Source organism: Sporomusa sphaeroides DSM 2875, assembly GCF_001941975.2.
GTDB classification, from domain to species: domain Bacteria; phylum Bacillota; class Negativicutes; order Sporomusales; family Sporomusaceae; genus Sporomusa; species Sporomusa sphaeroides.
In genome coordinates, this window is the sequence record NZ_CP146991.1 from 1,685,529 (window position 1) to 1,703,232 (window position 17,704).

Consider the following 17,704-nt stretch of genomic DNA (forward strand, 5'->3'; position numbering starts at 1 on the left):
TTAATGGAGTTGGTAGTGATGGAAGCAATTGAGAACCTGAAAGCCGGCTTAGCGGCAAACGGCTATCTGGCTGATAATAATTTAGCGGCAGCAATGTATTTGGCCGAGAACCTGGAGAAGCCGCTGCTCTTGGAAGGGCCGGCCGGTGTTGGCAAAACCGAGTTGGCAAAGGCGTGGTCACGGCTGCGCAACCGGCGGCTTATCCGTCTGCAATGTTATGAAGGTCTTGACGAAAGCAAGGCGCTGTATGAGTGGAACTATCAAAAACAGCTGTTATACATCCAGATTGAGGCATTGGCGCAAAGCGGCTGGGAAACAGGGCGGCAGCAGATCTTTGATCAGGAATTCCTGCTAAAACGACCGCTGCTAACGGCGCTTACCAGTCCGGAACCGGTGGTGCTCTTAATTGATGAGATTGACAAAAGCGATCAGGAGTTTGAAAGCTTCCTCCTGGAGGCCTTATCTGACTGGCAGGTAACCATTCCCGAACTTGGCACCATAAGTGCCGTTACCCGGCCGCATGTTGTGCTGACTTCCAATAGCACCCGGGAATTAGGTGATGCGCTGCGCCGCCGGTGCCTGCATTTTCACATTGATTATCCTGATTTTGAACGGGAAATGGCGATTGTTGAGTTGAATGCTCCGCAAATTGACCGGAAGTTTGCCAATCAGCTTGTCGAATTTGTTCAAAATCTTCGCAAACAGCCGCTCAAGAAGCCGCCCAGTGTTACCGAGAGTATTGATTGGGCATTATCCATGCATCTTTTTGGCGGCGAATTAACGCCAGAAGCAGTCCGCGCTACGCTTACCGCACTGCTCAAATATACCAAAGACCGTGAGCTTGTCGCCGATAAGCTGCCATATTTACTTAAGCCATGAAACATTTGATTGTCGAATTTGTCCGTTTACTGCGGAAAGCCGGTCTAACGGTAACCACCATGGAAGCCGCCGATGCCCTGCGGTCGGCCGAACTCATTGGCTTTAACCCGGTGCTGCTGCGGGGCGTGCTGGAAACCACGCTGGTCAAAAGCATGTGGGAGCGGCCGGTCTTTGCTGCTTTATTTGATCTTTATTTTGATTTAGCACCGCCGGCGTCCGAACAAGCGGCTCATAATCAGGAACTGCTGACAATTAAAGCCGCTACCGCTGATGGCAGTGGCCGCAGTTCAGCAGGCGCCGGTGGCGATGCCGAAGGTCTGCTGGAAACCATTGATAGTCAGCCGGCCGTTGTGCTGGAAGACTTGGCCAGGCAATTTACCAGAGATATAGCTCTTGCCAGTGCAGAGCCGGAAGAAATATCGCAAAAGCTGCGGGCTGTTCAGGTCAAACTCAGATGGTTTGAAGCCGTTAACAAAATTGAGCGTCAATATGTAAATAAACAGATGAAAGAAGGCCGGTTTCAGAATTGGCAAAAGCTGTTTGCCCAGTTGGAGGCACTTATCCGCCGGGAACTGGAGCGTAAAGCGGTCAGGCAATTTGGCCGTCAGCATATCGTGCAGTTGGTTGAGTATGCTAACATCAGGCGCCGGGAATTTGATGGCCTGGCTGCGGCAGAAATTATCACCGTGGAGCAGGAGATTGCCAAACTGGCCAAAAAATTGGCCGAAAGGCCTGGCATTCGGCTGCGGCGGGCCAAACGCGGCAAGGTGGATCTTCGCCGCACCTTCCGGGAAGTAGTTCGCACCGGCGGCTGCCCGCTGCATTTAAAATACCGGGATAAGAGCAAGAGTAAGGTGGATTTATGGCTATTATGTGACGTTTCCAACTCGGTAGAACAGTTTAGCCGGTTTATGCTGCAACTGGTGCAGGCGGCTAACAGGCGTTATGCCAACATCCGCTCGTTTGTGTTTGTTGATGAAGCCGTTGAAGTTACCGAGTGGTTTAAAAATCAGGATGTTAATGCTTTTTTGCAGGCCAGGCATTTACGCGACCGATTTAACCGCCGGGTAGGTTTGTCACGTTATGATTTTGTTTTTGAACAACTGGCCCGGCATGAGCTTTCGGCCATTAGTAGCCGCACTAAACTAATTATTTTAGGGGATGGCCGGAATAACTGGCATCCGGGCGGGGCGGACGAACTGGCTAAAATTGCCGAACAGGCTGAGGCCATCTACTGGCTGAATCCTCTGCCGGAGAAAGAGTGGTTTACCGGAGACTGTCTCATGCAAGAGTATTTGCCATATTGCCGGCAAGTGTTTGAATGCCGCAATTTGGAGCAATTAACCAATGTAGCCAGCCATATTCTATGAATGTGGCCGACTAGTATATTCCACAATAAAATTGCCGGTGCAGGCAGCACCTGAAACCGGCTTGGCTTTAACAGGGTATTTTTATTTTTTGTCCGTAGGTCTTAATATAGGAATCACAAGGCTGTTGATCGCTGCCAAAAATAATCGTGGCACTATGCAGGAAGGTCTGATTGAAAAAATAACGCAGATCATAAATGTGCACAAATTTAGCATGTTGCTGGTGATCCTGATGTTCAGTAAAATAGCTAAACGGCGTAAACGACGAAAAAAATTCGCCCAAAACGGTTTTTTGTGCACCCTGGGCAGCCGGAGATAAGGCTTGTTTGGCCAGTTCGGTATGAATCATGAACGCCTGATGAAATACACCGATTTGCCCGACATAATAGTGGTTATTGGTTTCAATAACAAAATCCCAGAAGCGGGTACTCTTAAGGGATGGCATAAGCAGCATTCGCATAATTGCATTGCTGCCAAAATGGTGTCTGCACCGATTGGTTGCACGTAGCTTAAGTATAAATCTTACCGCAATATACAAACCGGTTACGGCAAAAAAGAGCAGGGAAGTCTCCCGCGCCGGCAGGCCTGGAACAAATACGGCAAGCATAATGATTAGCAGTAACGGATCAAACACATTTAACAGACTGAAGCTTTTGCGTTCCCGGCTAAATGGCCACAAGACGGCTGCGCCATGGGCATTAAAGAAATCCATAATACTATGTGACAGACCTCCGAGAAAAGACCAAACAAAAACGTCAACAGGTGCTGTCGCTGGTGACGCTAAGAAAAAGCCGGCAGTAATCAAACCTGACCACAGGATAAGCCCGGGGATGGAATGCGAGAAAGCCCGGTGCTGACGGAGTAAAGCGAGTTTTCCCCGGACGCTGGCAATAACATCAAAATCAGGTGCCTGAGCACCGATAATACTTGCTACATAAATAGGGTCGCCAATGCTTAACGGGTGTCCTGATAAACCTGCAACAGCAATACCCAGCAAGGCATGGGAGAAAGTATCCATGCGATCGAAACCTCCCCAACTAGGTGACATAACATATCAATACTTGCTAATTATATCACAGCTGACGGGGAGGAGGTCTATTGGTAATTGCAGGCAAGCAGAGTGAGGCGGCTGCAAATTTTCATTAGATACTATCTATATTGACGCAAGCCAAAGTTTGTAAAACACAAATTAATTGTAAGGGGGATTTTTACAATGAAACCAGCAGTGTCAGGCAGGTATTGGCGGAAAAAACGGATATACTCTTACAGCGGCGAGGCCAGCTATGGAGCTTGATCCCCGTTTTGCTCAAACACTTGTTGATATTGTTGCCGCAGAACTAAATCAAAACGTCAATATTACAGATAATCACGGTGTTATTATTGCATCCTTCAGCAAGGAGCGTATCTCGCATATTCATGAAGCGGCTGCAAAAATGCTGCTTAGTGGTCCGATCCGGGAATTTTCCGTTACAGATAAGGAAGAACGGCAATTAAAAGGGGTACGGGCAGGATTCAATGTGCCGATTATGGTAAATGATTGCTGTGTTGGGGTTATTGGCGTTTCCGGTGAACCTCATACGGCAGCGCCTTACGCCCGATTGGCTGCAAGATTTGTCGAAGCGGCCTTAGAATCCAATGCCAGACAGGAAAAGCTGGTGCGCGCTCTGCTGGAAAAGGAAGAGCTTCAATCCACGTTGTTAAACAAGGTGATTAGTGTTCAGGAAGAGGAACGTAAAAAGATATCGCGTGAGCTGCATGATGAAACCAGTCAGGCCTTAACGTCAATTATCGTTGGTTTACGGGTGTTATCCGAGCATGTGCATAGTGAGAATGAGCGGATGAAGATTTTGGAGATGCGTGATTTGGTGGTAACAACACTGGAGGCTGTGCATCACCTGGCCGTGCAGCTTAGACCGGCCTTGCTGGATGACCTGGGGCTGGTGGCAGCAGCGCAAAAGTATATTGAGAACTATTCACGCCAATATAATATTTTTGTGGACCTGGCTGTTGTTAATTTGTCGCGGCAAAGGTTTTTGCCGGAGATTGAAATTACCTTGTACCGGATTTTGCAGGAGGCTTTAACCAATATTGCCAAACATGCCAAAGCCAGTAAGGTGAAAGTTACCCTGAAAAAGCACAAGGGAAGACTGATGCTGATAGTAAAAGACAGCGGTATTGGTTTTAATGCCAAGCGGATCAGCGGTACTGCCAGTGATAATTGTCTTGGTATTCACGGTATGCATGAAAGGGTTGCACTTTTGTCAGGCGATTTTACCATTCATTCCTCTGAAGGGGAAGGAACGACCATTGCGGTAGAGATTCCTATCCGACAGCATAAAAAAACAGAAAGCGGTTTGGGCCAAGCCCATTAACCGCTTTCCATTTTTTACTCTGGACTTAATTTACACATTACTGTGATAATGACTGGGGGGTGAGTCAGACCATCGGCCACCATCACAGCCTATGTGGAGTAAGCTTTACTTGCGCTGGCCGGCTTTATAAGCTCTGTCTAACAGTTGAATGACATGGAATACGTTTTGGTTCATGTTGTTTTGGACCAGGCCGTCGGTGATATGCATGCGGCAGGTGCCGCAGCTGGTGGCCACTGTGTCCGCTTTAGTCTGAGCGATATTGGCGATTTTACGGTCGTTAATTTTACGCGAGATTTCGTAGTTCGCCAGACTGAAAGAGCCGCCGGAACCGCAGCAACGGTCGGCTTCTTTCATTTCTACGAAGGTCAGACCGGGGATGGATTTTAATATTTCACGCGGTTCAGCGGTAACTTTGATACCACGCGCCATGTGACAGGGGTCGTGCATGGTGACTGTGGCATTGACCGGACCGAGCCTGCTTTTGTCAAGTTTCACAACATTAACTAAGAATTGGCTGATTTCATAGGTCTTACTAGCCAGTTTCTCAGCCTTGGCTTTCATTACCGGGTTATCGTGGAACAATTCGATGAACTCTATCTTCCAGGCTTCGGCACAGGAGCCGCAGGCGGCAATGATGTAATCAATATCATATTGCTCGAAGACTTCGATATTGTGTTTGGCTAAGAGTTTAGCCGACTCAACATCGCCGGACATAAATATCGGTGTGCCACAACAATGCTGCATAGGCGGAATGACAATTTCAACATTGTTGGCCTTGAGTACATCAATGACTGCCTGACCTACATCGGTGTAAATATAATTGATAGTACAGCCGGTGAAAAAACCGACTTTCATTTTGGGTTTATCAACTTTAATTACTTCCGGGTTTTGGCTGCGCAACGGCGTAGCGGCAAACGGCGCGGTTACGCGGCGCTTATCAAGTCCGGGCATCGGGAAACGGGCTACGGCCGCCATGGGGCGGGGCAGTTTTTTCATGCTTAGCGGGCCAAAGAGACCGGCCATTCTTAGTGCCAGGTCAAACATGGCCCGGTTTTTCAGCAGGTTAAACACCTGTTTCTTTACCGGATGCAGACCACGGGCTTTTACGGCAGCCTGGCGGCCGCGGACGATAAGTTCGTCAGCCGGTACACCGCAAGGACATTTTACCGAACACGCTTTACAAGATACGCATTTGGCCATCCATTTATCGAAGTTTTCACTGATGGGAATTTTACCGCTTAATACCGCCTCCATCAGTGCGAGTTTACCTCTGGCAACTGCTGTTTCGGTGCCCAGCTCTTTGTAGATGGGGCACACTTCCATACAGTTACCGCATTTCATACAGTTGGCAAGCGCATCCTGAATGTCAGCCAACAGTTCCTTATCCTGCGCATTGATGGCCTGCGCGGTGACGGATTTGTTAGAATCACTCATTTTAACACTCTCCTACTAGTTTTCCGGGATTTAAAATGAGGTTGGGGTCAAGGGCGCGTTTAATATTGCGCATAGCTTCCATCGCTACCGGACCGAATTGATCTTCCATATATTTAAGTTTGCCAAGGCCAATACCATGTTCGCCAGACAGTGTGCCGCCCAGTTTAATAGCGGTACCGAAAATTTCGTCCATGGCCTTATATACCCGGCTCATTTCTTCCTCATCACGGATGTCACAGACAATAGTCGGATGCATGTTGCCGTCGCCGGCATGGCCGAAGGTACCAATAGTGACATTGTATTTTTTGGCAATTTCATTTACGGCGCGAATCATCTCAGGAACCTTGTTTCTGGGGACGGTGGCATCTTCCACAAAGGTTGTGGGGCGGAGCTTGGCCAGGGCCGGGAGCGCGGCGCGGCGGGCAGCCCAGATTTTATCGCGTTCAGCCGCATCTTTGGCCTGTCTCACTTCATCTGCCTTATTAATGGTCAGCACTTCCAGGACTTTTGCAGCTTCTTTTTCCACTACCTCGGGAATACCGTCAACTTCAATCAGCAGGACGGCCTCGGCATCAACCGGCAGGCCAACTTTGGCATAATCTTCGACCGTGCGGATGGTGGCATTATCCATAATTTCCAGTGTTGCCGGAATAATCTTGGCGGCGATGATGGCCGCTATGGAATTACCGGCATTGTCAAGGTTCTTAAAAATAGCCATCATGCTCTTTTTGGCCTCAGGAGCGGGGACCAGTTTAACAATAATTTTAGTAATTACGCCTAAGGTGCCTTCCGCACCGGTAAAGAGCTTGGTCATGTCATAGCCTGACACGTCTTTTACATTTTTGCCGCCGACATTCATAACTTGTCCGCTGGCAAGCACTACTTCAAGGCCCATCACATAGTGTTTGGTTACGCCATATTTGAGCCCGCGCAGTCCGCCGGCGTTTTCAGAGACGGTGCCGCCTAAGGTAGCTGTGGTTACGGTGCCGGGGTCCGGCGGATAGATGAGCCCGTGGGTTTCAACTGCTTTATTAAGGTCAGAGACAATGACGCCGGGCTGGGCTACTGCCACCAGGTTTTCGGTATCAATTTCAATAATTTGATTCATGCGGGTCATGAGGAGCACAATGCCGCCTTTTGTCGGTATGGTGCCTGCAGACAAATTGGTGCCCGAACCGCGGGTATAAACCGGAATTTTTTCGCTGTTGGCCAACGCCAGCACCTTGGCTACTTCTTCCGTAGTGCCTGGTATGACAACAACGTCGGGCATATGGGAAAACCCTGGAGTAGCATCATACGAGTAGCAGTGCAGCTCTTCCGCACTTGTTAGTACATGCTCAGTACCTACAATTCTTTTGAGCGCCTCAATATGTTGGTTTTGCATTTGCTCATACCCCTTCATGTTTAAAATTTTCCGACAGTAAAGAAAATTAGCATTTGATAATATTGTCGCTAAATTTCGTCAAAATGTAAATCAGGCACTTACAGTAATATTATGTGGGGGATTACTGTAAGTGCCTGTAAGGGAAAATCCGACAAATAGTCTTAATTTTCACATATTAATAAGTTTATACTGCAGAGCGTAATTGACCAGTTCGGATTTTTTCCGGACATTAAGTTTGGTCATGACGCGTGAACGGTAGGTGTCTATCGTTTTGGTGCTTAAAGACAGGTGACTGGCAATTTCACTATTGGTATGCCCCTGGGCCAACAGCCGCAGCACTTGGCGCTCCCGCGCGCTTAAGAGGGTATAGGGATCGCGCTGGTCGTTTTTTTCGTCTGGAATTTTGAGCAGACTATTCAGCAGGGTTTGCGACATGGTTTCATTGAGATGTTTTTTTCCTGAGGAAATTTTAAGGATACCTTCAACCAGTTCGGTGTCTGCCGATTTTTTTAGTACATAGCCGTCGGCACCGGCCCGCATGACTTCTTTGATATATTCATCACCATCATACATTGTCAGGACAAGTATGCGGCAGGAAAGTCCCCGGGACTTCATTTCTTTGATACACTCTACGCCGCTCATAACCGGCATGGATATATCGAGCAGCAGTACATCCGGACGGAGCTGTTCTACCATGCGAATGGCCTGTTGACCATCACCGGCTTCGCCAATGACTTCAAATAATGGTGAACAATTCAGCAATGCTTTGAGTCCCGAACGCAATACGGCATGATCGTCAGCAATTACAATACGTATTCTATCCATATTTTAGCCTCCACTTAGTTAACCTGTAATTTCATGTTGGAAAATTTTTTTTCTTGCCCCATACCTAATAATATTATGTTACAATAGTATCATATAAAATATCAATCACTATTTACCGGACCGGAGGCGTTACAATGGTTGCCGAAGTTTTATTGTATTTTTCCCTGTTTTTCTTTATCGCAGGTGTACTGTCACCATTTTTCACTAAAAGTAACAAAATAGTCAACTATGTTGCACATGGAATGGCGGCGCTGGGGTGTCTGGCGGTTGTACTGTGTGCGATTTTTATTTTTGCCGGTGGCAAAGTTGACTTAATGACACCGTTATTGCTGTTAGGCGAACCGGTTCACATCCGGCTGGATTATCTGGCGGCGTACTTTTTGTTGATTATTGGGGTAGTAGGCGCTGCAGCCAGTATATATGCTGTTGGTTACAGCCGTGAGTATGCGGGGGACGGACGTCGCTATCAGGTTATGGTATCGATGTATTGTGCTTTTTTGCTGTCGATGGTGCTGGTGGTTGCTGTTAGTCATGTGGCCGCCTTTATTGTTGTTTGGGAATTGATGGCTGTTACTTCGTTTTTTCTGGTCAATTATGAGCATCATCATAATGAAGTCAGGCGGGCAGCTTTTGTCTACATTGTCATGACCCATGTGGGGACGGCTTTTGTTATCACTGCTTTTTTTCTGCTGGCTCACAAGGCCGGCAGTTTGGACTTTGGCAGCCTGGTTCAGGCAGCAGGCAGTCTTGATACTTGGACTAAGAACATGGTATTTTTGTGTGCCTGGATTGGTTTTGGTGCTAAGGCCGGTATTATTCCGCTACACATTTGGCTGCCGCTGGCGCATCCGGCGGCTCCCAGCCATGTATCGGCACTCATGTCAGGCGTAATGCTTAAAACCGCCATTTATGGCTTGTGCCGGTTTTATCTTGAGTTTTTGGGCACAGGCCCGGTCTGGTGGGGCGTAGTGGTGCTGGTATTTGCTATTGTGTCTGCCGTATTGGGTGTGCTTTATGCGCTGATGGAGTCGGATGTAAAACGTTTGCTTGCTTATTCCAGTGCGGAGAATATGGGTATTATTTTGCTGGGAATGGGGGCCGGCATGGTATTTATGGCCAAAGGAATGGGAACGCTGGCAGCGCTGGCCTGGGCGGCAGCGCTTTATCATGTGCTAAACCATGCTATTTTTAAGTCGCTGCTGTTTATGGGAGCCGGAGCTGTGCTTACGGCTGTCAGGACCAAGGAACTGGAACGCCTGGGCGGCCTGATAAAAAAGATGCCTTACACGGCTGTGTGTGTGTTGGCTGGTACTGCTGCTATTTCGGCATTGCCGCCGTTAAATGGTTTTATCAGCGAGTGGTTAACCTTTCAGTCTTTGCTCTATTTGCCGCAAGCCTTGCAAGGAGTGCTGGGGAAGGTGCTGGCAGCGCTTTTGCTGGCGCTGCTCGGGCTTACCGGGGGGCTGGCAGCGGCTTGCTTTGTGAAGGCGTTCGGCATTGCTTTTTTGGGCAAACCGCGCAGTAGCCAGGCCGAGCAGGCTGGGGAGGCTAACAAGCCTATGCTGGTGTCTATGGCGGCTCTTGCCGGCTTGTGCGTATTTTTTGGTGTATGGCCGCAGCTGGTTATTGAGGCTCTTAAACAGGTGCTTTTTGGGATACCTGGTGTAAATGCTTTGCCGGCTTTTGCCGATACGGCCTGGTATCTGGCCGGGGTTCAGCCGGCCGGCGGCAATACCAGTCTGGAGATGCCTGTGGTCGTGCTTATTATGTTTTTTGGCGCAGCTCTTGCCTGGGCGTTATACCGGTTATACGGCAAACCGCAGATTGTTGGCGGTGAGACCTGGACCTGCGGGATTGTGCCGACAGCCAGGATGGAATATACTGCTACCGGCTTTTCCAAGCCAATCCGCATGGCTTTCCGGGCAATTTTACGGCCCCAGCGTGAGACGGTTGCGGATGTAAGCCCTAACCGCTACTTTGGGCGCCGCTTGAGTTACCATGTCAGTATTACCGATATATTTAACGCCCTTTACCGGCCTGTTAATCATGCCATCATCCAGGCGGCTCAGTTTATGAAGGGTATTCAAACAGGCAGTGTCCAGCTTTATGTCGGATATATCACGGCAATTACCGTGCTGGCACTCATTATAAGTAACGGGTGGTGAGCAATATGGAACCAGTAACGCTAATTAAAAATTTTGTTTGTGCTTTCGCTATTGTGGCTGTTTCACCGTTAGTGGCCGGTATGATTAAAACCGCCAAAGCCGGCATGCAAAACCGTCGTGGTCCGGGAGTACTGCAAGTATATTATGATTTGTCTAAACTACTGCAAAAAGACAGTGTGGTATCGCCGACCACCTCGTGGATTTTTTCCCGGGCGCCCTTTATTTATTTTGCCGGCGCTTTTGCTGCGGCAGCACTCTTGCCGGCAGGCGATTTATTTACTTTGCTCTATGTGCTGGCGGCCGGACGTTTTTTTCTGGTGCTGGCTTCTCTTGACGCCGGTAGCAGTTTTGGCGGCATGGGCGGCTCGCGGGAGATGTATATCAGTGTGCTGGTAGAGCCTGTGCTATTATTAACCATGCTGACAGTGGCTGTGAGAGCCGGAACAACCGGGCTGGCGGCTATGACCGGAGCGGCAGCGGCTACTCCTTTTTCGCTGCCTTATATTTTTTCTGCTATTGCTTTTTTTCTTATATTAGTGACAGAAACAGGACGCATTCCTGTTGACAATCCTGATACGCATCTGGAGCTGACCATGATTCACGAGGGAATGGTGCTGGAATATTCCGGCCGCTGGCTGGGGCTGATTTTTTGGGCATCGGCCATTAAACAATTAGTCTTTATCATTTTGTTTGTTGTATTGTTTTTACCCTGGCAGCCGGGCGGTTTATCGCCGGTTATGGCATTTTTCTGGACAGCCGGCAAGGTACTGCTTACGGCCCTGATCTTAGCGGTTGTCGAGACCAGTACTAACAAAATGCGGCTGTTTAAAGTACCGGGTTTTATGGGAGTAGCTGCTATGCTGGCGCTGCTGGCGTTGGTGGCACAGTAAGAAGGGGGTGAGGCTGTGAATGTGCTTATCATTATTTTGTTATTTCTGGCACTGCTGTTAAGCCGGGTTACCAACCTGAAAACAGCGGTTATTATTTTACTGGGCCAATCCATCCTGGTGGCACTGGCTTGTGCCATTGTAGCTGCTGAAACCGGCGCGGTGCACACTTACATTGCGGCTGCGCTTACACTGGTTATAAAAGCCGGCCTGATTCCTTACGCTCTGTTCCGTATTGTCGGTATGCTGCGGCGGGAACGGGAAGTTAATCCTATTTTACAGCCTAATTATTCAGCCATGGTAGCCGGGATTATGATTGTATTGGCCTATGGATTAACTGACAAGGCGCTGCCGGAAATCGTCAGCCGGGATGCGCTGGCTGCCGCGGTCGCCATGATGTTAATTGGCCTGACGATGATTATGATCAGGCGTCAGGCGGTACTGCAGATTGTTGGCCTGATTACGATGGAAAATGGCCTGTATCTGGTTGGACTGTCGGTAACGCAGGGCTTGCCGCTCATTATTGAGCTTGGCGTGGTTCTGGATGTGATGGTGGCGGTAGTGGTACTGGTTATTTTGACTTACCGGCTGAAACGCTCGTTTATGTCGACAGATACCAGTGTGTTAAAAAAGTTAAAGGGATGATAGTATGGAGCAATGGATAGTTCTGGCACTGGTTCTGCCATTGGCAACTAGTCTTTTAAATATGGCACAATTGACAGAGCAAGCCATCAGGCGGCTTAATCTGACCGGCAGTTGTCTGGTAAGTTTGACTTTGCTGGTTATCGTTTATCAGGTGGCGGTGAATGGGAATATTCAGGCCGGTCAATTCTATGTTGATGCCCTGAGCGCCGTGTTGTTGCTGGTGATTGCGATACTTACCTGCACGGCCACACTATTTTCGCTGTCATACATGAAGCTGGAGATTGTGCAGGGGCATGCTTCCTTAAAGATGCTGAAACGTTATTATATTTTGCTAAACTTATTTGTATTTACGATGGTATGTGTGCCGGTAGTAGAGAATATGGGGCTGCTGTGGGTTGCCATTGAGGCCACTACTTTAAGTTCGGCCTTGCTGGTGGCGTTCTATTTTGACCGCCCGGCACTGGAAGCAGCCTGGAAGTATGTAATGGTGTGTACTGTAGGGATTTGTTTGGCACTTTTAGGCACCATTTTGCTGTACTATGCGCAGGTCAGCGCCGATATCGGCGGCGGGCAGGCACTAAGCTGGCAGGCGCTTAAAGCTGCCAGCGGCCGGCTTGATCCTGGTATGGTTAAACTGGCTTTTGTATTTATTTTAATCGGCTATGGCACTAAGGCTGGTTTGGCTCCCATGCACACCTGGCTGCCTGACGCCCACAGCCAGGCGCCATCGCCGGTCAGCGGTTTTTTATCCGGTGCACTCTTAAGCTGTGCGCTGTATGCCATTATCCGTACCTCTATTATAGTTAAAGGCGCTGTAGGGCCTGCTTTTACTGAACAATTTTTGACAGGCTTCGGTTTATTGTCCATTGTCATTGCGGTTCCGTTTATTTTAGTGCAGCATGACCTAAAACGGTTATTGGCTTATTCGAGTATTGAACATATGGGGCTGATTACACTGGGGTTGGGGATTGGCACACCGCTCGCCATGTACGGGGCGCTGCTGCATGTAATTAATCATGCGATAACGAAATCAGCCCTGTTTTATCTGGCAGGTGCTGTTATCCAACACTATGGCACCAAGAATATCCTGCGTATCCGGGGCCTGGTAGGCGCCGCACCGGTTATGGGAGCCTTGTTTGTGGCTGCCGTGCTGGCTATTGCCGGCTTGCCGCCGTTTAGCATCTTTTACAGTAAGCTTACCATTGTCTGGGCCGCCTTTCAGTCAGGCAGTGCCTGGCTGGGAGTGATAATATTATTGCTGATGGCAGCTATTTTTGCCGGTATGATTTATTATACTTTAAAGCTGGGCTTTGCTTCAGCGCCACGGCGGGTTGCCGCCAGCGGCTACCGGCCTGGCAAACCGGCGATGGCAGCCATAGTGGTATCGCTGGTGCTGATGGCCGGCGGCGGCATTTACCTGCCGGCCTGGCTTGATACTCTTATCACCAGGGCTGTGGCTATTATGACAGGAGGGGGATTATGACAGCAACAATAGAAGTAATACCGGTGGCAACCCTCCGGGCGGCCGCCAATGTACTCAGCCATGGTGGCCGCTACCGGCTGACAGCTATGTTTGCGAACGATGAACGTGCTATCAATGGTTGTTTTGCCATCTATGCCGTATTTGCCGGTAAGGCAGACAGGCTGATTAAAACCATTAAAGCCCTGATCAAGCAGGAGGACCCGCCCGAATTTCCTTCCCTTACGCCTTTGATGGCGTCTGCCGCCTGGTATGAGCGGGAGATTCATGATTTATTTGGGTTAGTACCGCTTGGACATCCGGATTTAAGGCGGCTTGTGCTGCATGAAAACTGGCCCCAGGGCCTATACCCGCTCCGGAAGGATTTCGATCCGGGCGCGCCTGTGCCTAATGCCGACAGTGAGTATACAATGGCGCCTGTTCAGGGCAAAGGTGTATTTGAAGTGCCTGTCGGCCCGATTCACGCCGGCATTATCGAGCCAGGTCATTTTCGGTTTAGTCAGGCAGGTGAAAATGTCATTAATTTGGAGGCTAAGCTGTTTTTTACTCACCGCGGCATTGAAAAAGCGGTGGAAGGCATGTCCTTTGGCCGGGCATTATATCAGGCGGAACGCATTTGCGGTGCTTGTTCGGTGGCCAATACGCTGGCTTTTGTTCAAGCAGTGGAAACCATGACTGCGGTCGAAATTCCCGTTCGGGCCGAATACCTGCGGGTACTGGCGGCCGAACTGGAACGACTGTACAATCATGTTGGTGATATTGGCAATTTGTGTGCCGGGCTGGGCTTTGCGCCGGGAGTAAGCCATGGCGCGCGGTTAAAAGAGCAGGTGATGCGCCTGAATGAACGCCTGGCAGGCAACCGGTTTTTGCGTGGTTGGGTGACATTGGGCGGGGTTACTATGGATATTACTAAGGATATGATCAATGACATTCGCCGTACCCTTGTCAGACTTACGCGGGATTTTAACGAGCTACTGGGGCTGCTCAGGGAGAATGATGCCTTTTTGGACAGGGTTAATACTACCGGCATCTTGCCGCAGCGGGCAGCCACTGATTTGGGGGTTGTCGGGGTGGCCGCCAGGGCATCAGGTATTGATTCTGATATGCGGCGGGATTTTCCTTATGCGGCATACGGGCGGTTTGATTTTGAAGTGCCGGTGTATAAGAAGGGCGATGTGGCAGCCCGTTTATGGGTGCGGGCTGATGAGGCCGGCGAGTCCCTGAGAATTATTGACCAAATACTGGTAGGGTTACCTGGTGGCAAGCTGTTAGTTGAAGTACCGCCTGCCCCGCTATATAAAGCAGGCTGCGGTTATGCCGAATCGCCCCGCGGCTCTGTTTTGCACTGGCTGATGGCAGGTGAAAATAATACTGTCTACCGTTATTTTTCCCGGTCGGCTTCTTATGCTAACTGGCCGGCGCTTACGGTTGCTGCTCCCGGGAATATTATTCCTGATTTTCCCTTAATCAATAAAAGTTTTGAATTATGTTATGCGTGTCTTGATCGCTAAGGAGGAATACTATGCTGGAACTTCTCAAAAAAATAGTGAAAACAGGCCGCGTAACCGAACCCTATGATGGTGGCATGGTGCCTCCCCGGTTCCGCGGTGAGGTGACGAAAGCAGCCGGTTTGTGCCAACAGTGCCAAAGTTGCTGTAAGGCTTGTCCTACCGGAGCCATCCGGATTACGGACGGGCAGCTCCTCATTGATAACCGGGCCTGTATTTTTTGCGGGGCATGTGTTGCTGCCTGTGAGCATGCTGTCTTAGATCATTCGGACGAATACCGGTTGGCTGAGCTGACAACCCGGTTGTCGGAAAAAATTAAAGCCACGCTGAAACGGTCACTGCATATCCGGCATGTGGATGCCGGGTCGTGCAACGCTTGTGACTGGGAAATGACGGCGCTGAATAATCCTGTTTATGATTTGCAGCAATATGGTATTGATTTTGTGGCTTCGCCGCGGCATGCCGATATGCTGATGGTGACAGGAGTAGTTACCCGTAATCTGGAGCAAGCCCTAACTATGACTTATGAAGCTGTGCCGGCACCGAAATTGGTTATGGCGGTAGGCGCCTGTGCCGCCAGCGGCAAAGTTTTTGGCAGCAGTTATGCCATTCGCGGCGCTGTCGGCACAATCGTTCCTGTAGATATCTATGTGCCAGGCTGCCCGCCGCGTCCGGCGGCTCTTATCTATGGTTTGCTGCTGGCGCTGGACAGACTGGGAGGCAAGGATAAGTAATGAATATTTTTGATATTATTGGTCCGGTTATGGTTGGCCCTTCAAGTTCTCATACCGCAGGGGCGGTACGCCTGGGTAATGCTGCCAGGGCAATTTTAGGTCAGCCGGTCATTGAGGCCACTATCGGCCTGCATGGATCGTTTGCTCAGACCGGACGGGGGCATGGAACTGATTTGGCACTGGTAGCAGGTCTTATGGGCTGGCCGACCGATGATCTGAGGATCCCGCAGGCGTTTGACTATGCCCGGGAAGCCGGTTTACATTATTTTTTTCGGACAATTGATGCCGGTGATGCGGCTCACCCCAATTTTGTGAAATTCTGGCTGACCGGGCAAAACGGAGTTAAGAGTCAGGTCGCGGGAGCATCCATTGGCGGCGGACGTGTGGTAATTAGTGAAGTGGATGATTTCCCGCTGGCCTTTACCGGCGATTTTCCGACAATCCTGACCTTGCATGAAGACCGTCCCGGTGCAGTGGCTGAGGTAACAGGAATATTATCCAAATGTGGCGTTAATATTGCTCAGATGAAAGTGTTCAGAAAAAATAAAGGCGGTTTGGCCAGTATGGTGCTTGAGACCGACCAGCCGCTGGCTGAGGCAGACCTGGCTGCTGTGGCCGGTCTGCCGATGATAAAAACCGTACGTTGTATTCATGCCATTAGCGGACAAGGAGTGTAAGGGAATGTCATTAGCAAAATTGTCGCTTGCCGAGTGGATTACGGCGGCTGAAGCAGAGGCACTGCCGTTTGCAGAATTTTGTTTAGGGCTGCAGGTCAAACAGACAGAATTATCGTCTGCTGAAATTACTGCACGGATGGAAGCCATGCTTGCCGTAATGGAAGAATCAATTGCTGCCGGGCTAAAGGGGCCTCGTTCCAAAGGGGGCCTAGTGGGCGGCGATGCCAGGAAATTACAGCAATACAGCCAAAGCCGGCAAAAAACGCTGATGGGGCGTTTTAGCGGCAAAGCGGTGGCCTACGCTCTGGCTGTCGGGGAAGCCAATGCTGCTATGGGACGGATTGTCGCCGCTCCTACCGCCGGTTCCAGCGGTGTATTGCCAGGCATCTTATTTGCCCTGAAGGAAGAATATGACCTTGATCAGATACAATTGGCCGGTGGGCTGATTGTAGCCGGTGCCATTGGGATGGTTATTGCTTCACGGGCTTCACTGGCCGGTGCGGCAGGCGGCTGCCAGGCTGAATGCGGTTCAGCCGGAGCTATGGCGGCAGGCGCGATGGTGGCTCTGTTAGGCGGTACAGCAGCTCAAGTCGGACAAGCGGTAGCTATTACAATTAAAAATATGCTGGGGTTGGTGTGTGATCCGGTAGCCGGCTTAGTAGAAGTACCGTGTGTTAAGCGTAATGCCGGCGCTGTGGCTCAGGCTATCATCGCGGCGGAAATGGCATTGGCCGGCATTACCAGTGTTATTCCGGTGGATGAAGTAATTGATGCCATGGAGTCTGTAGGCCGATCCATGCATTGTTCGCTTAAAGAAACGGCTCAGGGTGGTTTGGCAGTTACACCTACCGGCCTGGAGTTGACAGAAAAAATCAGTGCCAGATAGCAGGTTTTTTCAGATATATGGAGAATACTTCAAAAAAATATATTTTCCGGAGGGCTGCAGCATGAAAACCGTGATTAGTTCTGATCGTGCCCCGCAGGCCATTGGTCCCTACTCTCAGGCTATCAAGGCCAATGGATTTCTATTTGTATCAGGACAGATTCCGCTTGATCCAACTACCGGCCAAATTGTCTACGGCGGTATAGAAAGCCAAACCTACCAGGTTATTGCCAATTTGCGGGCAATCTTGGAAAAAGAGGGTCTCACTTTTGCCAATGTTGTCAAGACAACGGTATTTTTGAAAGATATGGAAGATTTTGCGGTGATGAATAAGGTATATGCGCAAGCATTTGCCGATGAGCCGCCTGCTCGCGCTTGTGTGCAAGTGGCCAGGCTGCCGCGTGATGTCAGTGTAGAAATTGAATTGATAGCCGTATATCCATAAAATTATAAAGAGGCTGTGG

At 49.7% G+C, this 17,704-nt stretch carries 16 protein-coding genes; 12 read left to right on the forward strand and 4 right to left on the reverse strand.

From position 1 onward, the window contains the following. Positions 1–18: 18 nt before the first annotated feature. Both SPSPH_RS07475 and SPSPH_RS07480 read left to right on the forward strand, forming a co-directional pair. Positions 19–879 (forward strand): AAA family ATPase, encoded by an 861-nt coding sequence (locus tag SPSPH_RS07475; RefSeq protein ID WP_075754660.1) that lies wholly within the window; start codon positions 19–21, stop codon positions 877–879. Beyond that, a complete protein-coding gene (locus tag SPSPH_RS07480; RefSeq protein WP_075754662.1) occupies positions 876–2,249 on the forward strand; it encodes a VWA domain-containing protein in 1,374 nt (457 codons plus the stop codon). Before SPSPH_RS07475 ends, SPSPH_RS07480 begins: the two co-directional genes overlap by 4 nt. Before the next feature lie 67 nt (positions 2,250–2,316). Here the strand turns inward: SPSPH_RS07480 and SPSPH_RS07485 are convergent, their stop codons facing one another. Beyond that, entirely contained in the window at positions 2,317–3,264 is a 948-nt protein-coding gene (locus SPSPH_RS07485; RefSeq protein WP_075754664.1) for a metal-dependent hydrolase, read from the reverse strand. Between the two features lie 265 nt (positions 3,265–3,529). On the opposite strand from SPSPH_RS07485, the gene SPSPH_RS07490 reads away from it, so the two are divergent. Next, positions 3,530–4,618 (forward strand): sugar diacid recognition domain-containing protein, encoded by a 1,089-nt coding sequence (locus SPSPH_RS07490; RefSeq protein WP_075754666.1) that lies wholly within the window; start codon positions 3,530–3,532, stop codon positions 4,616–4,618. A 105-nt stretch (positions 4,619–4,723) separates the two neighbouring features. Here the strand turns inward: SPSPH_RS07490 and SPSPH_RS07495 are convergent, their stop codons facing one another. The 3 genes from SPSPH_RS07495 to SPSPH_RS07505 all read right to left on the reverse strand — a co-directional run bounded on the left by SPSPH_RS07495 (position 4,724) and on the right by SPSPH_RS07505 (position 8,261). Next, a complete protein-coding gene (locus tag SPSPH_RS07495) occupies positions 4,724–6,052 on the reverse strand; it encodes a (Fe-S)-binding protein (protein ID WP_075754668.1) in 1,329 nt (442 codons plus the stop codon). Between the two features lies 1 nt (position 6,053). Continuing rightward, the gene (locus SPSPH_RS07500; RefSeq protein ID WP_075754670.1) at positions 6,054–7,436 is read right to left on the reverse strand and encodes an FAD-binding oxidoreductase; all 1,383 of its coding nucleotides are present in this window, start codon (positions 7,434–7,436) and stop codon (positions 6,054–6,056) included. 168 nt (positions 7,437–7,604) lie between these two features. Then, entirely contained in the window at positions 7,605–8,261 is a 657-nt protein-coding gene (locus SPSPH_RS07505; protein ID WP_075754672.1) for a response regulator, read from the reverse strand. 134 nt (positions 8,262–8,395) lie between these two features. On the opposite strand from SPSPH_RS07505, the gene hyfB reads away from it, so the two are divergent. From hyfB to SPSPH_RS07550, 9 genes are all read left to right on the forward strand, one after another. Continuing rightward, on the forward strand, positions 8,396–10,426 hold the full coding sequence (gene hyfB, locus SPSPH_RS07510) for a hydrogenase 4 subunit B (RefSeq protein WP_075754674.1): 2,031 nt from the start codon (positions 8,396–8,398) through the stop codon (positions 10,424–10,426). A gap of 5 nt (positions 10,427–10,431) precedes the next feature. Further along, positions 10,432–11,316 (forward strand): respiratory chain complex I subunit 1 family protein, encoded by an 885-nt coding sequence (locus tag SPSPH_RS07515; RefSeq protein WP_075754676.1) that lies wholly within the window; start codon positions 10,432–10,434, stop codon positions 11,314–11,316. Between the two features lie 15 nt (positions 11,317–11,331). Next, positions 11,332–11,958, forward strand: a complete 627-nt coding sequence (locus SPSPH_RS07520; protein ID WP_075754678.1) for an NADH-quinone oxidoreductase subunit K — start codon at positions 11,332–11,334, stop codon at positions 11,956–11,958. Positions 11,959–11,962: 4 nt separating this feature from the next. Next, entirely contained in the window at positions 11,963–13,441 is a 1,479-nt protein-coding gene (locus tag SPSPH_RS07525; protein WP_075754680.1) for a hydrogenase 4 subunit F, read from the forward strand. Further along, positions 13,438–14,949, forward strand: coding sequence for an NADH-quinone oxidoreductase subunit C (locus SPSPH_RS07530; protein ID WP_075754682.1), 1,512 nt, complete (start codon positions 13,438–13,440; stop codon positions 14,947–14,949). The genes SPSPH_RS07525 and SPSPH_RS07530 overlap by 4 nt, the downstream gene beginning before the upstream one ends. A gap of 11 nt (positions 14,950–14,960) precedes the next feature. Then, positions 14,961–15,680 (forward strand): NADH-quinone oxidoreductase subunit NuoB, encoded by a 720-nt coding sequence (nuoB, locus tag SPSPH_RS07535; protein WP_075754684.1) that lies wholly within the window; start codon positions 14,961–14,963, stop codon positions 15,678–15,680. Next, on the forward strand, positions 15,680–16,357 hold the full coding sequence (sdaAB, locus tag SPSPH_RS07540) for an L-serine ammonia-lyase, iron-sulfur-dependent subunit beta (RefSeq protein ID WP_075754686.1): 678 nt from the start codon (positions 15,680–15,682) through the stop codon (positions 16,355–16,357). Before nuoB ends, sdaAB begins: the two co-directional genes overlap by 1 nt. A gap of 4 nt (positions 16,358–16,361) precedes the next feature. Further along, entirely contained in the window at positions 16,362–17,243 is an 882-nt protein-coding gene (gene sdaAA / locus SPSPH_RS07545; RefSeq protein ID WP_075754688.1) for an L-serine ammonia-lyase, iron-sulfur-dependent, subunit alpha, read from the forward strand. A 61-nt stretch (positions 17,244–17,304) separates the two neighbouring features. Next, positions 17,305–17,685, forward strand: a complete 381-nt coding sequence (locus SPSPH_RS07550) for a RidA family protein (protein ID WP_075754690.1) — start codon at positions 17,305–17,307, stop codon at positions 17,683–17,685. The last annotated feature ends 19 nt before the right edge of the window (positions 17,686–17,704 follow it).

Excerpts from the sequence above, each read along its gene's own strand:
- SPSPH_RS07475 (WP_075754660.1), top strand. The coding sequence starts at position 19 with ATGGAAGCAATTGAGAACCTGAAAGCCGGCTTAGCGGCAAACGGCTAT.
- SPSPH_RS07480 (WP_075754662.1), top strand. The coding sequence starts at position 876 with ATGAAACATTTGATTGTCGAATTTGTCCGTTTACTGCGGAAAGCCGGT.
- SPSPH_RS07485 (WP_075754664.1), bottom strand. The coding sequence starts at position 3,264 with ATGGATACTTTCTCCCATGCCTTGCTGGGTATTGCTGTTGCAGGTTTA.
- SPSPH_RS07490 (WP_075754666.1), top strand. The coding sequence starts at position 3,530 with ATGGAGCTTGATCCCCGTTTTGCTCAAACACTTGTTGATATTGTTGCC.
- SPSPH_RS07495 (WP_075754668.1), bottom strand. The coding sequence starts at position 6,052 with ATGAGTGATTCTAACAAATCCGTCACCGCGCAGGCCATCAATGCGCAG.
- SPSPH_RS07500 (WP_075754670.1), bottom strand. The coding sequence starts at position 7,436 with ATGCAAAACCAACATATTGAGGCGCTCAAAAGAATTGTAGGTACTGAG.
- SPSPH_RS07505 (WP_075754672.1), bottom strand. The coding sequence starts at position 8,261 with ATGGATAGAATACGTATTGTAATTGCTGACGATCATGCCGTATTGCGT.
- hyfB (WP_075754674.1), top strand. The coding sequence starts at position 8,396 with ATGGTTGCCGAAGTTTTATTGTATTTTTCCCTGTTTTTCTTTATCGCA.
- SPSPH_RS07515 (WP_075754676.1), top strand. The coding sequence starts at position 10,432 with ATGGAACCAGTAACGCTAATTAAAAATTTTGTTTGTGCTTTCGCTATT.
- SPSPH_RS07525 (WP_075754680.1), top strand. The coding sequence starts at position 11,963 with ATGGAGCAATGGATAGTTCTGGCACTGGTTCTGCCATTGGCAACTAGT.
- SPSPH_RS07530 (WP_075754682.1), top strand. The coding sequence starts at position 13,438 with ATGACAGCAACAATAGAAGTAATACCGGTGGCAACCCTCCGGGCGGCC.
- nuoB (WP_075754684.1), top strand. The coding sequence starts at position 14,961 with ATGCTGGAACTTCTCAAAAAAATAGTGAAAACAGGCCGCGTAACCGAA.
- sdaAB (WP_075754686.1), top strand. The coding sequence starts at position 15,680 with ATGAATATTTTTGATATTATTGGTCCGGTTATGGTTGGCCCTTCAAGT.
- sdaAA (WP_075754688.1), top strand. The coding sequence starts at position 16,362 with ATGTCATTAGCAAAATTGTCGCTTGCCGAGTGGATTACGGCGGCTGAA.
- SPSPH_RS07550 (WP_075754690.1), top strand. The coding sequence starts at position 17,305 with ATGAAAACCGTGATTAGTTCTGATCGTGCCCCGCAGGCCATTGGTCCC.